This is a genomic window from Bradyrhizobium sp. USDA 3256 (assembly GCF_054058275.1).
The window spans coordinates 5507716-5528304 of record NZ_JBSSAE010000002.1 but is presented as its reverse complement, the minus strand read 5'-3'; the positions used below and the strand labels follow the sequence as shown (position 1 = coordinate 5528304).

Annotated in this window: 19 protein-coding genes and 1 pseudogene; 16 read left to right on the top strand and 4 right to left on the bottom strand. The window is 61.0% G+C overall.

Annotation, left to right across the window (positions count from 1 at the left end):
* The first annotated feature begins 7 nt into the window (after positions 1-7).
* Positions 8-1967, top strand: a pseudogene (locus ACVWY5_RS28060) (methylmalonyl-CoA mutase).
* A 141-nt stretch (positions 1968-2108) separates the two neighbouring features.
* Here ACVWY5_RS28060 and ACVWY5_RS28055 read toward each other — a convergent pair.
* A complete protein-coding gene (locus tag ACVWY5_RS28055; RefSeq protein ID WP_038377970.1) occupies positions 2109-2975 on the bottom strand; it encodes a LysR family transcriptional regulator in 867 nt (288 codons plus the stop codon).
* Between the two features lie 102 nt (positions 2976-3077).
* Here ACVWY5_RS28055 and ACVWY5_RS28050 point away from each other — a divergent pair, with 102 nt between their 5' ends.
* From ACVWY5_RS28050 to ACVWY5_RS28040, 3 genes are all read left to right on the top strand, one after another.
* Positions 3078-3785: a glutathione binding-like protein gene (locus tag ACVWY5_RS28050; RefSeq protein ID WP_028337488.1), complete on the top strand. Its 708-nt coding sequence runs from the start codon at positions 3078-3080 to the stop codon at positions 3783-3785.
* Between the two features lie 97 nt (positions 3786-3882).
* A complete protein-coding gene (locus tag ACVWY5_RS28045) occupies positions 3883-4449 on the top strand; it encodes a 2,4'-dihydroxyacetophenone dioxygenase family protein (protein WP_456671720.1) in 567 nt (188 codons plus the stop codon).
* Positions 4446-5267 (top strand): alpha/beta fold hydrolase, encoded by an 822-nt coding sequence (locus tag ACVWY5_RS28040; RefSeq protein WP_028337490.1) that lies wholly within the window; start codon positions 4446-4448, stop codon positions 5265-5267. Before ACVWY5_RS28045 ends, ACVWY5_RS28040 begins: the two co-directional genes overlap by 4 nt.
* 107 nt (positions 5268-5374) lie before the next feature.
* Here ACVWY5_RS28040 and ACVWY5_RS28035 read toward each other — a convergent pair whose 3' ends face one another.
* Positions 5375-6577 carry an iron-containing alcohol dehydrogenase gene (locus tag ACVWY5_RS28035; protein ID WP_080667294.1) on the bottom strand — a complete coding sequence of 401 codons (1203 nt, stop codon included), beginning with the start codon at positions 6575-6577 and terminating at the stop codon, positions 5375-5377.
* A 181-nt stretch (positions 6578-6758) separates the two neighbouring features.
* On the opposite strand from ACVWY5_RS28035, the gene ACVWY5_RS28030 reads away from it, so the two are divergent.
* The 3 genes from ACVWY5_RS28030 to ACVWY5_RS28020 all read left to right on the top strand — a co-directional run bounded on the left by ACVWY5_RS28030 (position 6759) and on the right by ACVWY5_RS28020 (position 10749).
* The gene (locus ACVWY5_RS28030; RefSeq protein WP_051376359.1) at positions 6759-7844 is read left to right on the top strand and encodes a phosphotransferase family protein; all 1086 of its coding nucleotides are present in this window, start codon (positions 6759-6761) and stop codon (positions 7842-7844) included.
* 2 nt (positions 7845-7846) lie between these two features.
* Positions 7847-9040 carry an acyl-CoA dehydrogenase family protein gene (locus ACVWY5_RS28025; RefSeq protein WP_321176585.1) on the top strand — a complete coding sequence of 398 codons (1194 nt, stop codon included), beginning with the start codon at positions 7847-7849 and terminating at the stop codon, positions 9038-9040.
* Positions 9041-9102: 62 nt separating this feature from the next.
* Entirely contained in the window at positions 9103-10749 is a 1647-nt protein-coding gene (locus ACVWY5_RS28020; protein ID WP_063616525.1) for an AMP-binding protein, read from the top strand.
* Between the two features lie 10 nt (positions 10750-10759).
* On the opposite strand, the gene ACVWY5_RS28015 is transcribed toward ACVWY5_RS28020, so the two are convergent.
* Both ACVWY5_RS28015 and ACVWY5_RS28010 read right to left on the bottom strand, forming a co-directional pair.
* Positions 10760-11497: an SDR family oxidoreductase gene (locus ACVWY5_RS28015; protein WP_028337493.1), complete on the bottom strand. Its 738-nt coding sequence runs from the start codon at positions 11495-11497 to the stop codon at positions 10760-10762.
* Between the two features lie 85 nt (positions 11498-11582).
* Positions 11583-12788, bottom strand: coding sequence for an ABC transporter substrate-binding protein (locus ACVWY5_RS28010; RefSeq protein ID WP_028337494.1), 1206 nt, complete (start codon positions 12786-12788; stop codon positions 11583-11585).
* Positions 12789-12951: 163 nt separating this feature from the next.
* Here ACVWY5_RS28010 and ACVWY5_RS28005 point away from each other — a divergent pair, with 163 nt between their 5' ends.
* From ACVWY5_RS28005 to ACVWY5_RS27965, 9 genes are all read left to right on the top strand, one after another.
* A complete protein-coding gene (locus ACVWY5_RS28005; RefSeq protein WP_456671719.1) occupies positions 12952-13698 on the top strand; it encodes a FadR/GntR family transcriptional regulator in 747 nt (248 codons plus the stop codon).
* A 590-nt stretch (positions 13699-14288) separates the two neighbouring features.
* Positions 14289-14900 carry an Lrp/AsnC family transcriptional regulator gene (locus ACVWY5_RS28000; protein ID WP_051376360.1) on the top strand — a complete coding sequence of 204 codons (612 nt, stop codon included), beginning with the start codon at positions 14289-14291 and terminating at the stop codon, positions 14898-14900.
* Between the two features lie 496 nt (positions 14901-15396).
* Positions 15397-15867: a VOC family protein gene (locus ACVWY5_RS27995; RefSeq protein WP_080667296.1), complete on the top strand. Its 471-nt coding sequence runs from the start codon at positions 15397-15399 to the stop codon at positions 15865-15867.
* A 61-nt stretch (positions 15868-15928) separates the two neighbouring features.
* Positions 15929-16483, top strand: a complete 555-nt coding sequence (locus ACVWY5_RS27990) for a flavin reductase family protein (RefSeq protein WP_321176586.1) — start codon at positions 15929-15931, stop codon at positions 16481-16483.
* Positions 16483-17352, top strand: a complete 870-nt coding sequence (locus ACVWY5_RS27985; RefSeq protein WP_028337497.1) for a branched-chain amino acid ABC transporter permease — start codon at positions 16483-16485, stop codon at positions 17350-17352. The genes ACVWY5_RS27990 and ACVWY5_RS27985 overlap by 1 nt, the downstream gene beginning before the upstream one ends.
* Positions 17336-18367: a branched-chain amino acid ABC transporter permease gene (locus ACVWY5_RS27980; RefSeq protein ID WP_321176587.1), complete on the top strand. Its 1032-nt coding sequence runs from the start codon at positions 17336-17338 to the stop codon at positions 18365-18367. Before ACVWY5_RS27985 ends, ACVWY5_RS27980 begins: the two co-directional genes overlap by 17 nt.
* Positions 18364-19089, top strand: coding sequence for an ABC transporter ATP-binding protein (locus ACVWY5_RS27975; RefSeq protein WP_028337499.1), 726 nt, complete (start codon positions 18364-18366; stop codon positions 19087-19089). Before ACVWY5_RS27980 ends, ACVWY5_RS27975 begins: the two co-directional genes overlap by 4 nt.
* The gene (locus tag ACVWY5_RS27970; RefSeq protein ID WP_028337500.1) at positions 19082-19801 is read left to right on the top strand and encodes an ABC transporter ATP-binding protein; all 720 of its coding nucleotides are present in this window, start codon (positions 19082-19084) and stop codon (positions 19799-19801) included. Before ACVWY5_RS27975 ends, ACVWY5_RS27970 begins: the two co-directional genes overlap by 8 nt.
* Before the next feature lie 19 nt (positions 19802-19820).
* The gene (locus tag ACVWY5_RS27965; protein ID WP_028337501.1) at positions 19821-20588 is read left to right on the top strand and encodes an enoyl-CoA hydratase/isomerase family protein; all 768 of its coding nucleotides are present in this window, start codon (positions 19821-19823) and stop codon (positions 20586-20588) included.
* Position 20589 lies beyond the last annotated feature (1 nt).

Below are 20589 nucleotides of genomic sequence, written 5' to 3'. Positions count from 1 at the left end.
AAAGGAGATGCTCGTGTTTCCCGATGAGTGGAAGAAGATTGCAGAAAGGGAACTAAAGGGCGATCCCGCGACGCTCGTGCGCGAGACGCCTGAGAATATCGCGGTCAAGCCCGTCTATACCGCGTCGGATCTGGCAGGTATTGCCCATCTGGACTCGTTGCCCGGAATGTGGCCGTTCGTTCGCGGACCGCGTGCGACGATGTATAGCGGCCGGCCGTGGACAATTCGGCAGTATGCGGGATTTTCTACCGCGGAAGCGTCGAATTCGTTCTATCGAAGTGCGCTCGCCTCGGGACAAAAAGGATTGTCGGTAGCTTTCGATTTGGCCACACACCGCGGCTATGATTCCGATCATCCCCGTGTCGTCGGTGACGTCGGCAAGGCTGGGGTCGCTATCGATTCAGTCGAGGATATGAAAATCCTCTTCGATGGTATCCCTCTCGGCGAGATCTCTGTATCGATGACCATGAACGGCGCGGTGATTCCGATTCTGGCGACGTTCATCGTCGTGGCTGAAGAGCAGAGCGTTCAACGACAGGCGCTGTCCGGAACGATCCAGAACGACATTCTCAAGGAGTTCATTGTTCGAAACACCTATATCTATCCGCCGCAACCATCTATGCGCATCATCGCGGACATCATCGCCTACACGGCACGTTACATGCCGAAGTTCAATTCGATCTCGATCTCGGGTTACCACATGCAGGAAGCCGGAGCGACGCTAGTCCAGGAGCTTGCCTTCACACTCGCCGACGGGCGCGAATACGTTCGCTCGGCGCTTGCCAAAGGGCTCAATATCGACGATTTCGCCGGGCGGCTGTCGTTCTTTTTCGCGATCGGGATGAATTTCTTCATGGAGGCCGCCAAGCTGCGAGCCGCCCGACTTATCTGGTCGCGCGTGATGGCGGAGTTCCAGCCCATTTTCGGCGCGGATTGCGCGCAATACCCAGCTGATACTTCAGCATGAAACCGGAATTACCGATGTCGTCGATCCACTCGCCGGCTCTTATTATGTGGAGCGCCTCACCGATGAGCTCGCCCGCGAGGCATGGCAGCTCATGGAAGAGGTCGAGAGTATGGGAGGGATGGCCCGAGCAATTGCGAGCGGCTGGCCTAAGCGTCTGATCGAAGAATCTGCCACGCGAAAGCAGGCGGCCATCGACCGCGGAGATCAAGTGATCGTCGGAGTCAATCGCTTTCGTCTCGATCATGAAGAACCGATCGATATTCTGGAGATCGACAATTCATCCGTCCGCGCTTCCCAGATCAAGCGTCTTGCCGAGACCAAGAAGATGCGGGCTACTGAGATAGTTCGTGCAATGCTGGCGGCAATGACCCAGGTGGCCCGAACAGGCGAGGGAAACCTGCTCGAGATGGCTGTCGAAGCAGCCAGGTCGCGCGCCACCGTCGGCGAGATGTCGGACGCAATGCGGCAGGCTTTCGGCGACCATGAGGCGACCCCGGCAGTTGTCTCGGATGTTTACGGTCAGGCTTATGCAGGCGATCCCGAGTTTACCAACCTCGTATCCCGGGTCGGCGAAATCTCGCGGGCCATCGGCATGCGGCCGAAGATCATGATCGCCAAGCTAGGTCAGGACGGGCATGACCGAGGCGCGAAGGTCATCGCGTCAGCGTTTGGAGATGTCGGCTTCGATATCATCGCCGGTCCGTTGTTTCAGACACCTTCCGAAGCGGCGGTGATGGCGGTTCGTGAAGGTGTGCATGTACTCGGCATTTCGTCGCTCGCAGCTGGCCACAAGACGCTCATCCCACAGGTCATTGAGCAGCTGGCGGCGATTGGGGGAGGCAACGTCATTGTCGTTTGCGGCGGAGTTGTGCCGCGGCAGGATTACGATGCGCTATTCCGCAACGGCGTTGCCGCTGTCTTCGGGCCAGGCACTAACGTGCTCGAGGCGGCCAGGGCAGTTCTCGACCTCATCGAGGGTAAGCGAAGCAATCGACTTTGACCGATCGGAGATCGACGGATGTCCCGCCTTAATTGAAACTCGGCGCGATACGAAGTCATGCCGGCGAGGGACGGGATTTCAGCTCGCGCACTTAGTCAAGATTGGAGTCGGGCTCCAAGACTGAAGATTGTGTTTGCGGTGTTAGCGGGCGGTAGCTGCGAGCTTCTCTCGTAGGAATTCCCGCAAGCAGGTCGCTACGGTTCGAACCGGGGCCGAGCGCTTCAGGTCCGTATGAAAAACGAGCCACACGTCGCGTTGTGCGATCTTCTCCCGCCGGGCCCGCGCGAGGACCGGATCTCTGGCGGCGATGAAGTCGGGCAGCGCGGCTACCCCTCCGCCGGCGCGAACAAGCGCAACCTGAAGCTCGAGGGTACTCGACCGGAGCGCCAGCGGCTTATCGCCGGCAACGCGGCGGAGGGCGGCTTGCTGGGCCGCGCCTTCCAGGACTTCGTCGTAGCCGATGAACGTCCAGTCCGAAGCGCTGGTGGTCTCCAGATAAGCCCGGCTCCCATACAGATGGAATGTTACCGCGCCGACCTTTGAAGCCGTGAGATCGCCTTCGATCGGGCGGCTGAAACGTACAGCGATATCAGCCTCGCGCTGATTGAGTGACGAGTAGCGCGTCTCGGCCAAGACCCGGATTGTAAGCCTGGGGTGTGACCGGCGCAGGTCGACAATCGGCTCCGCCAGCATTGTGGCCGCGAGCACCGGCGTTGCGCTGATGGTGACTTCCCCGGAGACCTCTGCTCGTTCGCCAGAGGCCGTCCGCTCAATCGCTTGAGCCTGTGCATCCATCGGCCCGACGAGGCTTGCGACGCGCTTGCCCGCCGCGGTCAGCAATAGTTGCCGCCCACGGCGGTCCACCAGTCGCAGCCCAAGCTCCTGTTCAAGCGCCGCGATACGGCGCGCAATGGTCGCATGCTCGACCGCGAGCAGACGTGCGGCGGCGGAGAGCGTGCCGTTGCGCGCAAGGGCGGCGAAAGACTTCAAGTTTTCCCAGTCGGCCATTGTGCAAAAATTCACATCGACTGCGAAGTTCTAGCGAATTCACAGCGAAAAGCCAGCCCACCAATATGAGGGGACAAAGCACAATCTGGGAGGCCGCGGATCATGCTCGATCTCTATTACTGGACCACGCCAAACGGCCACAAGGTGACGATCTTCCTCGAGGAGAGTGGCCTGCCTTATCGCGTCATTCCGGTGAACATCTCGACAGGTGAGCAATTCCAGCCCGAGTTTCTCAAGATCGCCTCGAACAACCGTATTCCGGCACTGCTCGACCATGCGCCAGCCGCAGGTGGAGAGCCGATCTCTCTGTTCGAGTCCGGCGCTATCCTGCTCTATCTCGCCGAGAAGACCGGTCGGTTCATTCCGAGTGACGTGCGAGCACGTGCGGACGTGCTGCAATGGCTGTTCTGGCAGATGGGAGGTCTCGGACCCATGGCCGGGCAAAACCATCATTTCGTTCGGTATGCACCGGAGCGCATCCCATACGCCATGGCGCGCTACGTCAACGAGACCAACCGCCTCTATGGCGTGCTCGACAGGAGGCTTGCAGACCGCGAGTACATCGCCGGCGCCGACTACACGATCGCCGATATGGCGTCCTACCCCTGGATCGTGCCGCACCAGCGGCAACAGCAGAACCTGGATGATTTTCCTCATCTGAAGCGCTGGTTTCGGGCCGTGCAGGAGCGGCCCGCCACGTCAAGGGCCTACGAACTTGCCCAAACGATCAACACCCGACCGACAGTGACCGAGAACGCGAAATCCGTGCTGTTCGGACAAACGGCATCGCGCCTTCGAGGTCGGATCTGAGACGGCAACATGATCGCGCTGCTGGTCATCTTAATCCAAATCATGCCCGTCATTCGAGCCCGCATCCAAACATTGTTTCACAAAGCGAGGAAAAAACATGACTGTCACACCCCCTGTTGAAGCGGCTCCCGCGCCGGAGCGGCGCTCGATCGACTACAGCAAGGTGCCGTACCAGCTGCCGCAGCCCACGGGTATGCTCGCCGACACCCTCGTTGCTTCGGCCCTCGACCTCAGTGGGGACGAGCGCCTGTGGGTGCCGCAGGCGAAAGACGTCTCATTCAAGCCGCTGCTGCTTAATGTCAGCCAGGGCTATTTCATCAACCTGATCCGGGTGCGTGCCTCGGGTGTCGTGTCCCGCCATCGGCACGCCGGTCCGGTTCATGCTTTTACGCTCCGCGGCAAGTGGCACTATCTGGAGCACGATTGGATTGCATCTGCCGGTGACTACTCTTTTGAGCCTCCCGGTGAGACTCACACCCTCGTCGTGCCTGAAGACGTGGCGGAAATGGTGACGTTGTTTCATGTCACCAGCGGCTACACTTATGTTGATCCTCATGGTGTTGCACTCGGTTACGAAGACTCCTTCACCAAGCTTGAACAAATGAGCCGACACTACAAGAAAGTCGGAATCGGCGACGAGTACATCAGGAGGATGGTTCGATGACGGCGCGCGCGACAATTGACGTCGACGGAATTCCGATCAGCTACCTGGCGGCTGGCAATAGCGGCCCGTTGGTGCTGATGCTTCACGGTACGTATTGGAGCCGCGTCTGGCAGCCGGTGCTCGACGATATCGCAGCGGCCGGGCCGCGTCCGGTTGCGGTCGACTTCCCGGGCTTTGGAAGATCCGGAGGTGCACTCGAAGGGGCGGAGGCATCGGTTCCGCGGTTGGCCGCCTGGATTCCTCGTTTCCTTGCCGCGCTCGGTCATACGGGACCGGTCATGGTCGCAGGTCACGATATCGGAGGCGGCGTCGCGCAGTGTCTGCTGGTCAACGGCGCTGTTGACGTCTCGCGCCTGGCGCTCGTGAATGCCGTGATGTACGACTCTTGGCCGGCGCCGACGGTCGCTCGCTTCCGCGATCCGGCGGTGGCCGCTGCGACCTCGACCGAGGATGTCGTGGCGGCGCGCCGGGAGGCCGTTGCCAAGGCGCTTGCGCGGCCTGCAAGCGAGGCCGAGATGGCCGAATATCTGCAGCCCTGGACCGATCCGCGGGTCGCGCGGTCGTGGCTGGCGCTCGCGGGCGCAGCTGATCATCGCCATACGCTCGAGCTCCTGCCCAGGCTCGGCCGGTCAAACACGCCCAAGCTGCTGGTCTGGGGCGAAGATGACCAGTTCCAGACGATTGACTATGCCGAGAGGTTCGTCCGCGAGATTCCGGCAAGCAGGCTGGTCCGGATCAAGGCGGCCGGCCACATCCCGATGGAAAACGATCCGCAGGCTGTGGCTCGCACCATTGCCGAGTTCTTTGGCAAACCTTGAGGGTTAGCGACGCGGCGGTTGCCGAAAGTGACGGCGTCGCCGCGTTGAGAGTCTGTGTCGTCGTCCAAGCCGATGTTTGACGTCCACAACCTTCTCCCAAGGGGGCGTCAGCAAGCAGCGCGAAGGATAGTCATGATATCGGCTGCCGTTTCAATTGGGCGCAAGTTCGCTTTGACAAACGCATTGTTCAGACCTGTCTCCGCGACCCGCGGCAGGGTGCTTTCATCTACGCTGAGCTGCGATAACCGGGTCGGGAGCCCAAGCGATTCGATGAAACGGCGGACGGCATCCGCCGCCGATTTCCCAGGTTCGCCAAAAATCACCGAGAGCTCGGCCTGCTGTGCGGCAGATACCGGTGCGTTAAAGGCAAGGACGGCGGGCAGCAGCACGCAGGACGTCATGCCATGCGGGACGCCAGCGATTGCTCCCAACTGATGTCCGAGTCCGTGACTGGCGCCGTAGCGAACCCGGCCGATGCTGGAGCCCGCGAGCCAGGTGCCGAGCTGGCAGCGATGACGAGCCTCGACGTCGGCGGGATCGACGTGCGCTGCACTCAGACCCTCGCGCAACAGCGCTAATCCGCGCATGGCGAGGGCGTCGGTAAACGGATTGCCGTCTCGCGAAAGGACGGTCTCAATCCCATGATCAATGGAGCGTATACCGGTCGACAGCCAGAGATCGAGAGAGGTCTGCGCGCCGAGCCACGGATCGTAAACAATCATGTTCGGCGCCAGGCTATCGGACATGAAGATGTGCTTTACGGCGGTTTCGACGTCGGTCGCGCCGGCGATGATTCCGAATTCGGCCGCCGAAAGCGTCGTCGGCACGGCAATGATCGGGATATTGCGCACTCCAGGCGAGGGGCGAGAGATTCCGAGGTTGTCGGGCACCGAACGTAGCCCGAGCAATGCGACCCGATCCCGAACTCTCGCACCCGCCGCAAGGCCAGCGATCTTAACGGCATCGATTGCGCTCCCTCCGCCGAACACAATGATCAAATCGGGATTTTGGTGTTCGATCGTTTCGATGAGCGAGAGCACGACGTCGAATGGCGTGTGGGGCTTCAGGTCGAAGAAGGCCGGGAGCGCCGAAGGTCCGAGGCGCTTGAGCGTGGCTTCGACAACCGGATTGCGAAGCAATGACGACGTGACGATCGGCAGAATGCGGGTCGAACCGCAGTCCCTCGCCAGCCGCTCGACCGCGTCTTCGGCATGTGCGCCGTAATGCACTGATGGCTGGCGCAGCAGGGCCAGTGCACCAGGAGGGATGACGACCGCTTGGTTGCTGCGGTCGGTCGGAGATATTGTCATGATAGCGCCCTTGACTTCATTGCCGTCGGACCCCCTGTATCTGACAATTATTGTCCGACAATAAAATATTCAGCAAGCGCTTTTTTGGAGCTGAATTACATGAAACTGAGGCCTTGACCTGAACGTCACTTTCTGAGATGTGTGTATTGTCGGACAATAACGCAGATTTTGGAGCCTGGACTTGGAGGTCGTCCGATCGAAACTGGTAAGCGCGGATCTGATGCCGGCTGCGGATAGCGCGCAGTCCGGCTGGGAGCGGCTTGCGCGGTATTTGAACGGCTTCGGCATGAGTCTCGACCTCTCGCAGCCGATCCGGCGATTTGCCGGCGGCCTCGCCAATCGCAACTACCTCGTCGTTTTGGATGGGCAGCCAACCGTCTTGCGTCGTCCGCCGGATGGCGAGCTGCCGCCGGGCGCACACGACATGGAGCGCGAGCATCGTATCCTGTCGCGACTTTCCAATGCCCTCCCGTTCGTCCCGAGATGCCTGCACTACTGCGACGACCGAAGCGTCATCGGCGTTCCCTTTCAACTGATTGAGTATCGCCCCGGCCTCGTTATTCGCGGGACCGATCTGTCGCAGTTGGAAGGGCGCGAGGGTGCTCCCGATGCCCTTTCCGAAATGCTGGTTGCGACGCTGGCGGCGCTCCACGGCGTCGACGCGCGCGAGGCGGGGCTGGAAGATCTCGGCCGGCCCGAAGGATTCATCGGGCGCGCGATTGCCGGATGGTCAAGGCGCGGGGTGCTGGTGGCCGATGGCGCCGCGTTGCAGGCCCTGTTGCAGGACAACTCTCGCTGGCTGTTGCGGCAGACGTTTCGGGTACGCCCGCCGACGCTGCTTCACTGTGATTTCAAGCTCGACAATCTCATCCTCGAGCCACGGACGCTGGCGCCGGTGGCGCTGGTCGACTGGGACATGGGAACGCGGGGAGATCCGCTGTTCGACTTGGCGACACTGCTCAGCTATTGGGCCGAGCCGAATGATCCGCCGGCGCTGCATCGTCTTCAACAGATGCCCACGGTAAATTCAGGATTTTGGCGACGCGCCAGGGTTGCGGAGCGCTATGCAGCGCTGACGGGAACTGACCTTGATGACCTGCTTGCTATGCGCGTTCTCGCGCTGTTCAAGCTCGGGATCGTGTTTCTGCAACTGCACCGCCAATGGCTGAATGGGGCGGTGAAGGACGACCGCTATGCCGATTTCGCGGCTCTCGGCGAAGATATTCTCTTGATTGCGCGCGACGTCTCAAACGGATCTGAAGGCTAATAATGGCTGAGCTCGACATGAACTTCTCACTGCCGCCGCAGGTGTCGGAACTGGCGTATCGCGTGAAGGCGTTCGTCAGGGACAGGGTTGTTCCGTTCGAGAAGGACAAGCGCTGGACGGATCACGGCCCGACTGATGACCTGCGCCGCGAGTTGAATGCGCTCGCGCGTGAGGCCGGCGTCTTTGCGCCGCATGCGCCAGAGGAATATGGCGGTCAGCATCTGTCTCATATCGGTCGTGCTGCCGTATTCACCGCTGCGGGCTACTCCATGCTGGGACCGGTTGCACTGCATTGCGCCGCGCCCGATGAGGGCAACATTCATCTTCTCGATGTCGTTGCTCGCGCCGATCAGCGCGAGCGCTATCTGAGGCCGCTCGCGACGGGTACGGTGCGCTCCTGCTTTTGCATGACGGAGCCAGCTCCCGGTGCTGGGTCCGATCCGAGTCTGTTGCAGACGACGGCACGCCGTGACGGCAATGACTGGGTCATAGATGGCGAGAAATGGTTGATCACCGGCGCCGAAGGCGCTGCATTCGCCATCATCATGGCGAAGGCGCATGGCGATGGGACCGAAAGTGCCGCCACGATGTTTCTTGCGGATATGTCCGATCCAGCCATCAGGATCGAGCGTACGCTCGACACGATCGATTCGAGCTTTGTAGGCGGCCATGCAGTCGTTCGCTTCGATGGACTCCGGGTTCCTGCCGGCGCTGTGCTTGGCGAGGTCGGGCAGGGCTTTCGGTATGCGCAGGTTCGTCTCGCGCCGGCGCGGCTCACGCACTGCATGCGTTGGCTCGGTTCGGCAATCCGCGCGCAGGAGATCGCGACCGAATTCGCGCGCCGCCGTACCGCGTTCGGAAGGCCGATCGGCGAGCATGAGGGAGTTTCCTTCATGCTGGCCGACAACGCGATGGACATTCACCTGGCGCAACTGACGATCTGGCACACGGCATGGGTGCTCGACAGGGGAGATCGGGCGTCCAGCGAAAGCTCGATGGCGAAGGTGATTTGCTCCGAGGCGATTGCTCGCGTTGCTGACCGTTCGCTGCAGATCCTGGGTGGACTGGGAACGACGCGCGACACGATCGTCGAACGGTTCTATCGCGATATCCGTGCCTTCCGCATCTATGACGGCCCCTCCGAAGTGCATCGATGGGCGATCGGACGACGCATTCTGACCCACGGCGGGAACTAGATGATCGCAACACGCCGACCCCATTGAAAAACAAGAACCGCACCAAGCGGGAGGAAACAACAATGCGAGATATATGGACACACACCAAAGAGCCGGACGCGGAACGCTACGAGGCGTTGCGCGCGAATTTTCGCTGGGACGTTCCGGCCACCTTCAATTTCGGCGCCGATATCGTCGACCGCTGGGCTCGCGAGCACGATGGCCCGGCGTTGATTTGGCAGAACGAGGCCGGCGACACCCGCACCTATAATTATTCAGACCTGTCGCGGCTATCGAACAGGCTGGCCAATGTGTTGCGCGCGCATGGTGTGGAGAAGGGCGATCGCGTCCTCGTCATGCTGCCGCGCCTGCCGGAATGGTTCGTCTCGTTGATCGCAATCATGAAGATCGGTGCGGTGCCGATCCCGTGCATCGAGATGCTCACCGCGCGGGATCTCGAATACCGCGTGAGCAATGCCGAGGTGAAGGCCGTGATCTGCCGATCCGGGCAGGCCACCAAGTTTGCCGCGGTGGAAAACGCGATACCGGTGCGAATTGCTCTCGGCGCCGTCTCTGGTTGGCTGGCATGGGACAGGGAGCTCGAGAGCGCATCCGATGTTGCCGAGCCGGCGATCGTCGATGCCGACGACCCCGCGATCATGTATTACACGTCGGGCTCGACCGGCCACCCGAAGGGCGTCGTGCACGCCGCGCATGCCATTTACGCATGGCGGATATCGGCGCTTTACTGGCTCGACCTGCGTCCGGGCGAGGTGATCTGGTGTACGGCCGACACCGGCTGGAGCAAGGCCGGAACCAGCATCATCTTTGGTCCGCTGAGCTGCGGCGCGTGCTCGTTCATCTTTGACGGTTCGTTCGTCCCCAAGGATCGTCCGGCACTGCTGCGCAAGCATCAGGTCACAGTCTACTGTGCGCCTGGCACTGAGCTGTCGAAAGTCGTGAACGAGGTGTCGTCGCGGAGCGATCTGGGGCGGCTGCGCCGCGTTGTGACCGCCGGCGAGGCCATGAATCCGGTGGTTGCCGAGCGATGGGAGCGCGCCACCGGTATCCGGATCGACGAGGCCTACGGCCAGACCGAGGCCCTGATGGTGGCGCTGAACTATCCGAGCGAGCCGGTCCGGTATGGCTCGATGGGGCGGCCGTCACCGGGCTCCAATCTCGACGTAGTCGACGGGCTCGGCAATCGCCTGCCGCCAGGACAGGAAGGGGATCTCGCGCTCAAGCTGCCGAATCCGCAATTGATGCAGGGCTACTGGAAGGACCCGGACAGGACGCAAGCCTGCTTTATCGACGGTCCGGACGGGCGCTGGTTTCTTACCAGCGACCGCGCCGAGAAGGATGCTGACGGTTACTTCTGGTATCGCGGACGCTCCGACGATGTCATCAATTCGGCCGGTTATCGTATCGGTCCGATCGAGGTCGAGAATGCGCTTGCCGAGCATTCGGCGGTCCAGTTCTGCGCGGTGGTGGGCTGCCCCGACGAAGAGCGCGGCGAGATCGTGAAAGCCTTCGTGGTTTTGCGCGATGGCGCGATGCCCGCGGCGGAGCTGACGCGGGAATTGCAGGACCACGTCAAGTCGGTCACCGCTCCTTACAAGTATCCGCGGGCGATCGAATATGTCGCTGAACTGCCGATGACAATCACGGGCAAGATCCGGCGTCGCGAGTTGCGCGACCGCGAATACGCGCGTGTTCGCGGCACGCGGTGAACGTTACCATTCAGGCGAGCGTCAGGCCTCCGTCCACCACGATGGTCTGGCCGATAATGTAGGATGCCAGCGGCGAGGCAAGGAACAGCGCTGTGCCGGCGATGTCGTCCGGCTGTCCCAGCCGCTTCAGCGGCACGCGCTGCTCTGTCGCCTCGCGCCGCTTCGGATGATCGGTCGTGACCTTGGTCAGCTTGGTCTCGATAAGCCCCGGCGCAATGCCATTGACGCGGATGCCGTCCTCGGCCCATGCCTCTCCCAGCGTGCGCGTCAATCCGATCGCGCCGGCCTTCGAGGCATTGTAGGCCGGGTTGCCCTTGGTCGAGCGGAAGCCGGCCATCGAGCTGAGAATGATGAGTGAACCGCCGCTCGCCCTCAGCAGGTCGTGAAATTTGAGGCTGCAGACCATCAGGCTGTTGAGATTGACATCGATGACGTGCTGGAAGCCTTTGGGTTCGAATTCGCGTCGATTGTAGAGAACGATCCCTTGCGAAAGCACCAGCACGTCGAGGCGATCGAACGACGGCGCAGAGGCGGTGATCGCATCGAAGTCGCCGACGTCCATCCGCGCGTAATGCAGTCCGGTCAGATCGGAGCCGTCGTCGGGTCGATAGTCCGACGCCGCGGCGCGGGTGCCCCAGATGTGAACGGCAGCGCCGCGCCGACGGAACGCCTGCGCGATCGCATTGCCTATTCCGCTCGATCCACCGACGACCAGAACTGTTTTCCCATTGAAATCAAGATCATTCACAGCGATACATCTCCTGCAGCATCGGTTGCGCGTTCCGGCGGTCACGTTCGACTTACCGGGGCTTCTGGCTTCGCGGCGATCGGCCTTACTTGACGAGAGGGCAGTGGCCATCGGCCATCGGTCGGTACGCCTCGTCGCCGGGAATTCGCGCCAGAACCTTGAAGATGTCCCACGGCTCCTTGGATTCCTCCGGCGCCTTGACCTGCAGCAGATACATGTCGCGCACCAGGCGGCCGTCCTGACGAATCCGGTAGTCGTCGCTAAAGAAGTCGCGGACCGGCAATTCCTTCATCTTGGCGGTAACCGCCACTCCCTCGTCGGTGCCGGCCGCCTGCACCGCCTTCAGATAGTGCAGGACCGCACTATATACGCCGGCCTGGATCGAGGTTGGCGCCCGTCCATTGTGCAGCTTCATGAATCGGCGAGACCAAGCCCGGGTACGGTCGTCCGCATCCCAATAGAAGGCATCGGTGATGACCAGGCTCTTTGCCTGCTCAAGCCCGACCGCCTTGACGTCGGTAATAAACATCAGGAGGCCAGCGAGCTTTTGGCCTCCTTGCACCAGGCCGAATTCGTTCGCCTGCTTGATGGCATTGACGGTGTCACCGCCCGCGTTTGCAAGCCCAATCACCTTGGCCTTGGACTGCTGGGCTTGCAGCAGATATGACGAGAAATCCGATGTGTTCAGCGGATGACGGACGCTTCCGAGTACCGTACCTCCAGCCTTCTGCACGAATGCCATCGCTTCTCGCTCCTGGGAATGGCTTCCTGCATTGTCACCAGTGAGAAAGAACCAGCTGTCGCCGCCTTGCTTGACCATCGCACGCGCGGTGCCATTAGCCATCGCATAGCTGTCATAGGTCCAGTGGACCGTCGTTGGCGAGCAGTCCTTGCCGGTGAACTCGACATAGGCGGGGCCAGAGAGCAGCAGAACCTTCTGCTTCTCCCGTGTCACGCTGAGTACGGCAAGAGCTGTAGCGGAATGCGGTACGTCGACAATCGCATCGACTTTCTCGGTGTCGATCCAGCGCCGTGCGATGGTGCTGCCGACGTCGGGCTTGTTCTGGTGATCTGCCGAAATAAGCTCGATGGGCTTGCCAAGAACCGCACCGCCGAAATCCTCGATAGCCATCTTCGCTGCTACCGAAGATCCGGGGCCGCTGAGATCGGAATAGAGCCCGGATTGATCGTTCAAAACTCCGATCTTCACCACGTCGTTCGACGCCTGCGAGAATGCAGGCGTCGCATGATGGAGTGCAATCGCGACGCAGGCTGCCAATAGGTGACGCAAGACTTCCTCCCCAAATTATTGTCCGACAATTTATTGTCCGACAATAATTGGAGGCAATTTGATCTTTTGTCAATTCCGGCCTATGGTTGTAGTTCAGCGCTGGCCAAAGATGCTATAATGCCAAAACCTGTCGCCGCAGCTTGGTATAATTGTCGGACTGAAAATGCTTGCAGACCAAGATACGGGAGCAATGGCGTCCCGAAGTGAACCCGTTTACCGGACAGTGGTCCGTAGTATCCAAACCAAAATCATGTCCGGCGAATGGGTTGTCGGTGACAGGGTGCCAGCAGAAACGACGTTGGCGGCCGACTTTGGCGTTCACAGATCAACGGTCCGGGAAGCGATTCGGGTCCTGGAGCAAAACGGTCTCGTCCGCCGCCAGGATGGTGGCAAGCTTCTCTACGTCACCGCGCCTCGTGAGGCCGACATCTCGGACAAGGTGACGGCCGCCATCGTGCTCCATGAGATCACCTTCTTCGAACTCTGGGAGAGTATGAGCTTTCTCGAGCCGGCACTTGCTGTCTGCGCGGCCGATCGAATTGACAGTGATCTGCTGGCTGCTCTGCAGGCCAACGTCGATCAGACCAGGGCGGCCCTTGAAGACAAGCGAAGCCTGGTCGAGCTCGACATTGAATTTCATCAGATCATTGCGCGCGCGTCACGCAACCGCGCATTGCAACTCAGCCGCGAGCCGATGAGCCAGCTGTTCTATCCAGCGTTCCTGAAAGTCTTCTCGCGCTTGAATGCCGGCGAACGCCTCGTCTTTGCCCATGAGAAGATATTGCAGGCACTCAGCCGGCGCGACGCTGTCGACGCACGATCCTGGATGGAGAAGCATATCGTCGACTTCAGGCGAGGATATGAGCTGGCGAATCTCGATATCGACGCGCCGGTCGCCTGGCTCAAATAGTTGATGCGCCAGCAGGGAGACGCTCAGCGCGGCGAACAGTCTAGCGAGGAAGCGCATATTTCCTCCGGTCGTCGTCGTGAATCTGTGTTTGTCCGACGTGTGCTGTTCGCGGCTGATTCCGTGGTGCGTTACACCAGCAGTGCTGGATCATTCGACTGGCGTCGTCAGAGCATGGCTTGCGCAAGCCGAAGGAGGCCAATGACCTCTTAACGCCGGACAATCTGATTGCATCGTCCGGCCCCCTTCCGCTCAATACCAGCGCAATCTTGCCGAATGCAGTAGCGCCGTTTCGGATCTTGAGATTCCGGCGGGAAGCATTGCAAAAGCGCTCCGGGCAGCCGACTTCGTCGCGGCACACCGGATGTCCTAGTGGCAAGGCGAGTGATGCGAGCTCGCTGCGAACACGTGCCGGTTCGGAGCTGCGAGCGCAAGCGCAAATTGACTGTTTTTCGATACAAGTCGTCGCTTTGTCGAAATTCGACAGTCTGGACTGCGGTTAGCATCGCTGTCATCGAGATGTCACCGCGCGAGACAAACGGGCGGGGCGGGGCCTCGATAAGCGACCGTTTTGCCCTCGGGGAGACAGCGACATGACGACGACGGCTCTCGACAGAATCGATATCAAAATTCTCAATGAGCTCCAGCAGAACGCAAGTCTGACCAATGTCGAGCTTGCCTCTCGCGTTAATCTTTCACCGTCGCCCTGCCTCGCGCGAGTCAAGACGCTCGAAAAGCTCGGTGTCATCGATCGCCGTATCGCCGTGTTGGACCCGGCCGTCCTCGGTATCGGCGTCACCGCCTTTATCTCGATCAAGCTTGAGAAACAGGTGCAGGTCTCCCTGGATAATTTTACGCGTGCCATCGATCGGCTGAGCCAGGTCATGGAATGCTACCTGATGACCGGCGATAGCGACTATCTGCTGCGCGTGATGGCCTCCGATGTGGAAGATCTGGAAGATCTGATCGTCAACAAGCTCTCGCGTATTCCCGGCGTATGCAGCATTCGCTCCAACCTTGCTTTGAAGCGAATATCCCACAAGACGGTGCTCCCCATCGACACCAGCGGTCCGGTGACAGTGAAGGCGTGCAACTCGTCGCGGCAGGAGCGACCGACAAAATTGCGCTATGACGCCGCCGCCCAGTCGCGGGGAGATAGCGAGATGTTCCGCGAATTCGCGCATCACTCGACGGGCGTCCTGTAGCCGCGCCGCCAATGGCCGGTGTGTCATCGGCCCGGCCAGGGCGGGCCCTTCCCGCGCGAGCGACAGACGATCGATCGTAGCATAGCAGTGCGGCGATGACGCTCCCTTTACCGAGGCCTGAGAGTCTTCGCACTTGGTGAACTCGTCGTCCTGACCGGCGACGACCGCGACGGAGACGGAAATCTCGTTGTCGCAGCATCGACCTCATTCGTCATCTCACCTTGTCGTCGCATGACGTCATGGGTCCGGCTCTCCGGCATCGAGGTCGTATGAAACAAGAAGTTCTAGCTCGTTCAAGAAATACGCCAGCCCACCGAGGAATGAAGCACCGAAGCGACGGTCGATCGCGAGGTGCGATCAATTGCGTGCGAATTATCCACGCCAGCGATGCGCTGGCCCCTTAGCGGCACTGACGCTTGAAGACGGGCGTCTGCAATTCACCGAATAGAATGAAAGCGCGATCGCGAGCTGGGCGATCAGCATAAAATGCTGATCGATGCCCAAGGCAGCGGCCTGTTCGAACACAAATTCCGACCGAAAGCGACAACTATCGCCGAATAATCCCGCGCGCAAAAAATATGGCGCGCTGTCACACAGACGGGACGGAAGGAAGCACGTGAGGCTCAAACAGGTCTATTTGACTGCCGCCGATCCGCAAGATCTGGCCAGGTTCTACGAGGCGCTCGGTCTGAGCGTGCGCTTCGCGGATGCCGGGAGGTGGATACAATTCGTCAGCGACACGAGCGCGTTTTGCATCGCCGGTCCAAGCGAGTCTGCTTCAGACCAATCACGGGGCGCCGTTCCTGTATTCGAGGTCGATGACCTGGAAGCGACGGTCGCAAGCGCGCAAGCCGCGGGTGGCAAAGCCATCGGTGCCATTCGCGACATGGGTTCTCATGGTCGGGTAGCGCATATCCGCGATCCGCGCGGCAACGACATCCAGTTCTTTCAGCCTGCGCGCAGTTGATACGAGACGAAATGCCGAAAGATCCTCGATCATCACCACGAGGCCCATGACAAACATGACTTTGCAGGTATCGCCGATGTCCATCCAACAAGCGTCCTCGCTTGACGCTGAAAAATTTCGAAATGCGATGCGCAATGTGCCGGGCGCGGTCTCGATCGTGACGACCGGTGCAAGGCCGGGGCGGCATGGTCTGACGCTGACGGCCGGCTGTTCGGTATCGACCGAGCCGTCGAGCGTGCTGGTCTGCGTCAACAAGTCGGCTGGAGCGCATGATACGATCAGGGATAGCCGGGTGTTTTGCTGGAACATCCTGGCAGAGGAGCATCTCGCGCTCGCGAAGACATTTTCCGGTCAGGACGGCAGCAAGGGCGATGTCCGCTTCACCGACGGCCTTTGGCAACACCTGACCACCGGTGCACCGAGCCTGACCCGGGCGGTTTGCAGCTTCGATTGCCGTGTTCTCGCGGCGCATGATGCCGGAAGCCACACCATTTTCATCGGTCAGGTCGTGGCGCAGGCGGTAAATTCCGACCGCGAACCGCTTCTCTACGTCAAGGGCTGTTTCGCCGTACCAAAGGCACACGAGCCGGTTCCCGCATCGGCCGGAGCGCGCTGATGCTGTCGCTCTGGCTCAATGTTCTTGCGAGTGGTGTCCTGCTCGGCTTTGTCTACGGACTCATCGCGCTCGGCCTCACTATCGTTTTCGGCGTCATGCGCGTGGTCAATTTCGCCCATGGCGAGATGGTCGTGTTCGGCGTCTATCTCGGATATTGGTCCGTCCGCATCTGGGACGTGCCGATCATTGCGGCGGCGGCGATCGCTGCGCTCGTGATGTTCGTCTTCGGCTATCTGCTGGAAACACTGATCGTAAAGCGGTTCGTCAATCGTCCGCATCACTACCAGTTCATTGTCTTTATCGGTCTGTCGCTGCTGTTCAGCGGATTTCTCCTGATCGCATTCGGCCCGGATCCGCGGCCGACGGCTTCGCAATTGTCGTTCCACACAGTGTCGCTTGGTCCCCTGACGTTCGACCTGGCCCGGCTGCAGGCCGCCGGAACCGCCGGCCTGCTGATCGCATTGCTTGGCGCCTATCTGAAGTATTCCTCATTCGGCCGGTCGGTGCGCGCGGCGGCCAACAATCGCCTCGGCGGCTTCATCGTGGGCTTGAATATCCCGCGGATCTACGCGGTGACGTTCGGCATCGGTGCCGCCTGCGCCGGCGTCGCCGGAGCGCTGATCTCGCCGCTATTCGACGCTCACCCCTATCTGGCCGTCGACTTCACGTTGCTGGCCTTCGTGACCGTGATCGTCGGCGGCCTCGGCAGTTTCGGCGGCGCGCTGCTCGGCGGGCTGACCATCGGCGTGGCGGAGGCGATCGCCGCGCTCCTGTTCACCCCGTCCATGAAGACGGCGCTTCCCTATGCGCTCCTGATCATCATCCTGATCTTCCGCCCACGAGGGTTCTTCGGTGCCAAAGAAATCTGACGATGCGAACGGCATGAAGCGCTGGCTCGCCGGGGCATCGGTCTTCGTTGCCCTGGCGCTGGTCGGCATCCTGTCCGACTCCTACATCATCTCGTTGATGACGATTGTCCTGCTGTTCACCTTCATGGGACAGTCGTGGAATCTGATGCTCGGCATCGGCGGCCAGCTCTCGATCGGTCACGCGCTCTTTGTCGGGCTCGGAGCCTATTCTGTGGCGGTCCTGTACATCAAATACGGGGTTTCGCCATGGATCGGCCTGATGGTCGGCATGCTGATTGCCGGCGCGGTCGGCGCCGTGCTGGCCTGGCTCAGCTTCCGCTTCGAAGTCAGGGGGATCTATTTTGCCCTGTTGACCATCGCGGCGGCCGAATTCGCCCGCATCATGTTCGGCGGCTGGGAATTTGTCGGCGCAATGCAGGGGTTGTTCTTTCAGGCTCCAAACGGCACGACCGATCTCCTCATGCTGCGTGGCGATGCGCGCTTCTATTATTTCGTCGCGCTTGCGCTCTCCGCCTTGGGGGTAATCGGCACCGAGATCATCTCCCGCTCATATCTCGGCTATGTCTGGCGTGCGATGAGGGACGATGACGAGGCGGCCCGCGCGCTCGGCGTTCGCACCTTTCGGCATAAGATTTTAGTCATCTCCATTTCCGCCGCGACGGCGGCGGTCGGCGGCGGAGTTCTGGCGCTTGTGCAGGGGTCGGTATTTCCGGATTCGATGATGGGCATGGGCGTGTCCGTCGAGGTTCTGATCGGGCCGGTGGTCGGCGGGCTCGGCACTGCATTCGGCCCGCTGATCGGATCGCTTGCCGCCATTCCACTCAATCATCTGATGGGGGCGCTCGGCGACAGTCTCGGCGTCCCGGGCCTGAACAATGTCGCCTACGGCGTCATCCTGATCGCGGTCGTCTGGTTTCTGCCGGACGGAATCTGGCCTACGATGGTTCGGCTTTTCAGCGGCGTGCAGTTGCCGTCGCGCCCGTGGTTCCCGCAGCCGAGAAAGGTCGAGGAATGACGGGTCTGCTCGAGGTCCAGAATATCACCCGATCCTTCGGCGGCCTGGTCGCCGTCAATGATGTGAGCTTCACGCTGCAACCTGGTCGCATTGCTGCGCTCATTGGCCCCAATGGCGCGGGCAAGACGACCTGCTTCAATCTCGTGGCGGGCGCGCTCAAACCGACCAGCGGCAAGGTTCTGTTCGAGGGGCGCTCGATCGAGCGCACGCCGCCCGAGCGCGTCTGCAGGATGGGGATCGCGCGGACATTCCAGATCGTAAGACCGATGCGGGATATGTCCGTCCTCGACAATGCGATGGTGGGCGCGTTCAGCTGGACGAAGAGCGTGAGTGAGGCGCGGTTGACCGCGCACCAGTCGCTCGAAAGCGTCGGCCTGGCCGGCAAGGCGGAGGCCCGGATCGATCAGCTGACGCTGCCGGACCGCAAGATGCTGGAGACGGCCAAGGCGCTATCGACTAGACCGAAACTGCTGTTGCTCGATGAAGTCATGGCTGGGCTGCGGCCGACCGAGGCCGCAGCCGTCGTCCACGTGTTGCAGAAGCTGGCGGAGGGCGGACTGACGATCCTGCTGGTCGAGCATGTCATGCGGATCGTGATGGAAGTCGCGTCGAAGGTGATCGTCCTGCACCATGGCGCGAAGATCGCGGAGGGACGGCCCCACGATGTGGTGAACGACCCGCGGGTGCTGGAAAGCTATCTGGGGACCGGCTTCCATGCTTGATGACACTCTTCTTTCGGTCGACGGCCTGTGCGTCGCATATGATGGATCGAACGCCCTGAACGGCGTCTCCCTTAAAATCAGGAAGGGCGAGTTGATCTGCGTCGTCGGCGCAAATGGGGCCGGCAAGACGTCCCTGATCAGGTCGATCGCGGGCATCGTCCCGTCATTTAGCGGCAGCGTCAGGATGAACGGCGTCGATATCACGAAGTTGCCGCCATGGGACATCTGCGAACTCGGAATCGCCCAGGTCGCCGAGGGCCGTCAGATTTTCGGGGCGCTCTCGGTTGAAGAGAACCTCTTGATCGGGGGATCGCTGAAGCGGGCAATAGCCGATCAAGACGCAGCGCTCGAATTCGTCTACGGGCTGTTCGGCCGCCTCTGCGAGCGTCGACGCCAGTTCGCGGGAACGCTTTCGGGCGGCGAGCAGCAGATGCTGGCGATCGGGCGGGCGATCATGTCGAAGCCCGAGATCGTCATGTTCGACGAACCATCGATCGGTCTGTCGCCGGCCGTGACCGACATGATGTTCGACGTGGTGAAGTCGCTGCACCAAAGAGGCATCACGGTGCTGCTTGTCGAGCAGAATGTCGCGAAATCGCTGGCGCTAAGCAATCGCGGCTATGTCCTGGAAAATGGCAGTGTCGTGCTGCAGGGGCAGAGCGATGAACTGCTGAACAACACGGATGTGCAACGCGCATTTCTCGGCATGTGAGCAATTTTGGGTTTCATACATGGACACAAGCGGCATTCTCGTCACCGAACGCGACGGTGACCTCGTCACACTCACTATGAACCGTCCGCCGGCAAATGCGGTGAATTTCGATCTCACCGCGGCCTTGCTGGAAAGCGTTCGTGCTCTGGCAGCCGAGGACGTACCACCTGGCCTCGTGCTGACGGGACAGGGCGACCGGTTCTTCAGCGCCGGCGGCGACATCAAGGAGGTCGCGGCGGGCGACACGGCAGCGCCGCGCATCAGAATATTCCATGCCCTGCTGTGTGCGATGGAGCAGTATTCGGGACCGATCGTCTGCGCCGTGCGGGGCTACGCCGTCGGCGGCGCGCTGGAATTTTTGCTGCATGCCGACCATGTCGTCGCTAACGCAGAGTGCAGGATCTCGTTTCCGGAAATCAATCACGGCCTGCTTCCCGCCACCAAGGGCATGCGCAAGGCTAGCGAAAGGCTCGGATTGCGGCAGGCGCAGATGCTGCTCTATTGGGGCGAACTCGTCGATGCCCGCAAGGCGATGGAGATCGGGGCCATCAACGAGATCGTGCCGACCGCCGAGGTCATGGCGCGGGCGGTGGATGTCTGCCGGACGCTGCGTGGCAAGGACCAGAAGCTTTTCGCCGCGATCAAGCGCTCACTGAACCTGACGGCGCGGATGGACGACGCGGCGCTAGAGGAGATGACCGTTCGGGACCTCGACGCCTATCTGACTGGCGACAGCTCCGCGGAGGCCCGCACCCGGTTCCTCTCGAAGAACACGCGAGGCGGATAGT

Bases quoted from the DNA above. Each gene is read 5' to 3' on its own strand.
- ACVWY5_RS28055 (WP_038377970.1), bottom strand. From the start codon at position 2,975: ATGGCCGACTGGGAAAACTTGAAGTCTTTCGCCGCCCTTGCGCGCAAC.
- ACVWY5_RS28050 (WP_028337488.1), top strand. From the start codon at position 3,078: ATGCTCGATCTCTATTACTGGACCACGCCAAACGGCCACAAGGTGACG.
- ACVWY5_RS28045 (WP_456671720.1), top strand. From the start codon at position 3,883: ATGACTGTCACACCCCCTGTTGAAGCGGCTCCCGCGCCGGAGCGGCGC.
- ACVWY5_RS28040 (WP_028337490.1), top strand. From the start codon at position 4,446: ATGACGGCGCGCGCGACAATTGACGTCGACGGAATTCCGATCAGCTAC.
- ACVWY5_RS28035 (WP_080667294.1), bottom strand. From the start codon at position 6,577: ATGACAATATCTCCGACCGACCGCAGCAACCAAGCGGTCGTCATCCCT.
- ACVWY5_RS28025 (WP_321176585.1), top strand. From the start codon at position 7,847: ATGGCTGAGCTCGACATGAACTTCTCACTGCCGCCGCAGGTGTCGGAA.
- ACVWY5_RS28020 (WP_063616525.1), top strand. From the start codon at position 9,103: ATGCGAGATATATGGACACACACCAAAGAGCCGGACGCGGAACGCTAC.
- ACVWY5_RS28005 (WP_456671719.1), top strand. From the start codon at position 12,952: ATGCTTGCAGACCAAGATACGGGAGCAATGGCGTCCCGAAGTGAACCC.
- ACVWY5_RS28000 (WP_051376360.1), top strand. From the start codon at position 14,289: ATGACGACGACGGCTCTCGACAGAATCGATATCAAAATTCTCAATGAG.
- ACVWY5_RS27995 (WP_080667296.1), top strand. From the start codon at position 15,397: ATGCCCAAGGCAGCGGCCTGTTCGAACACAAATTCCGACCGAAAGCGA.
- ACVWY5_RS27985 (WP_028337497.1), top strand. From the start codon at position 16,483: ATGCTGTCGCTCTGGCTCAATGTTCTTGCGAGTGGTGTCCTGCTCGGC.
- ACVWY5_RS27975 (WP_028337499.1), top strand. From the start codon at position 18,364: ATGACGGGTCTGCTCGAGGTCCAGAATATCACCCGATCCTTCGGCGGC.
- ACVWY5_RS27970 (WP_028337500.1), top strand. From the start codon at position 19,082: ATGCTTGATGACACTCTTCTTTCGGTCGACGGCCTGTGCGTCGCATAT.
- ACVWY5_RS27965 (WP_028337501.1), top strand. From the start codon at position 19,821: ATGGACACAAGCGGCATTCTCGTCACCGAACGCGACGGTGACCTCGTC.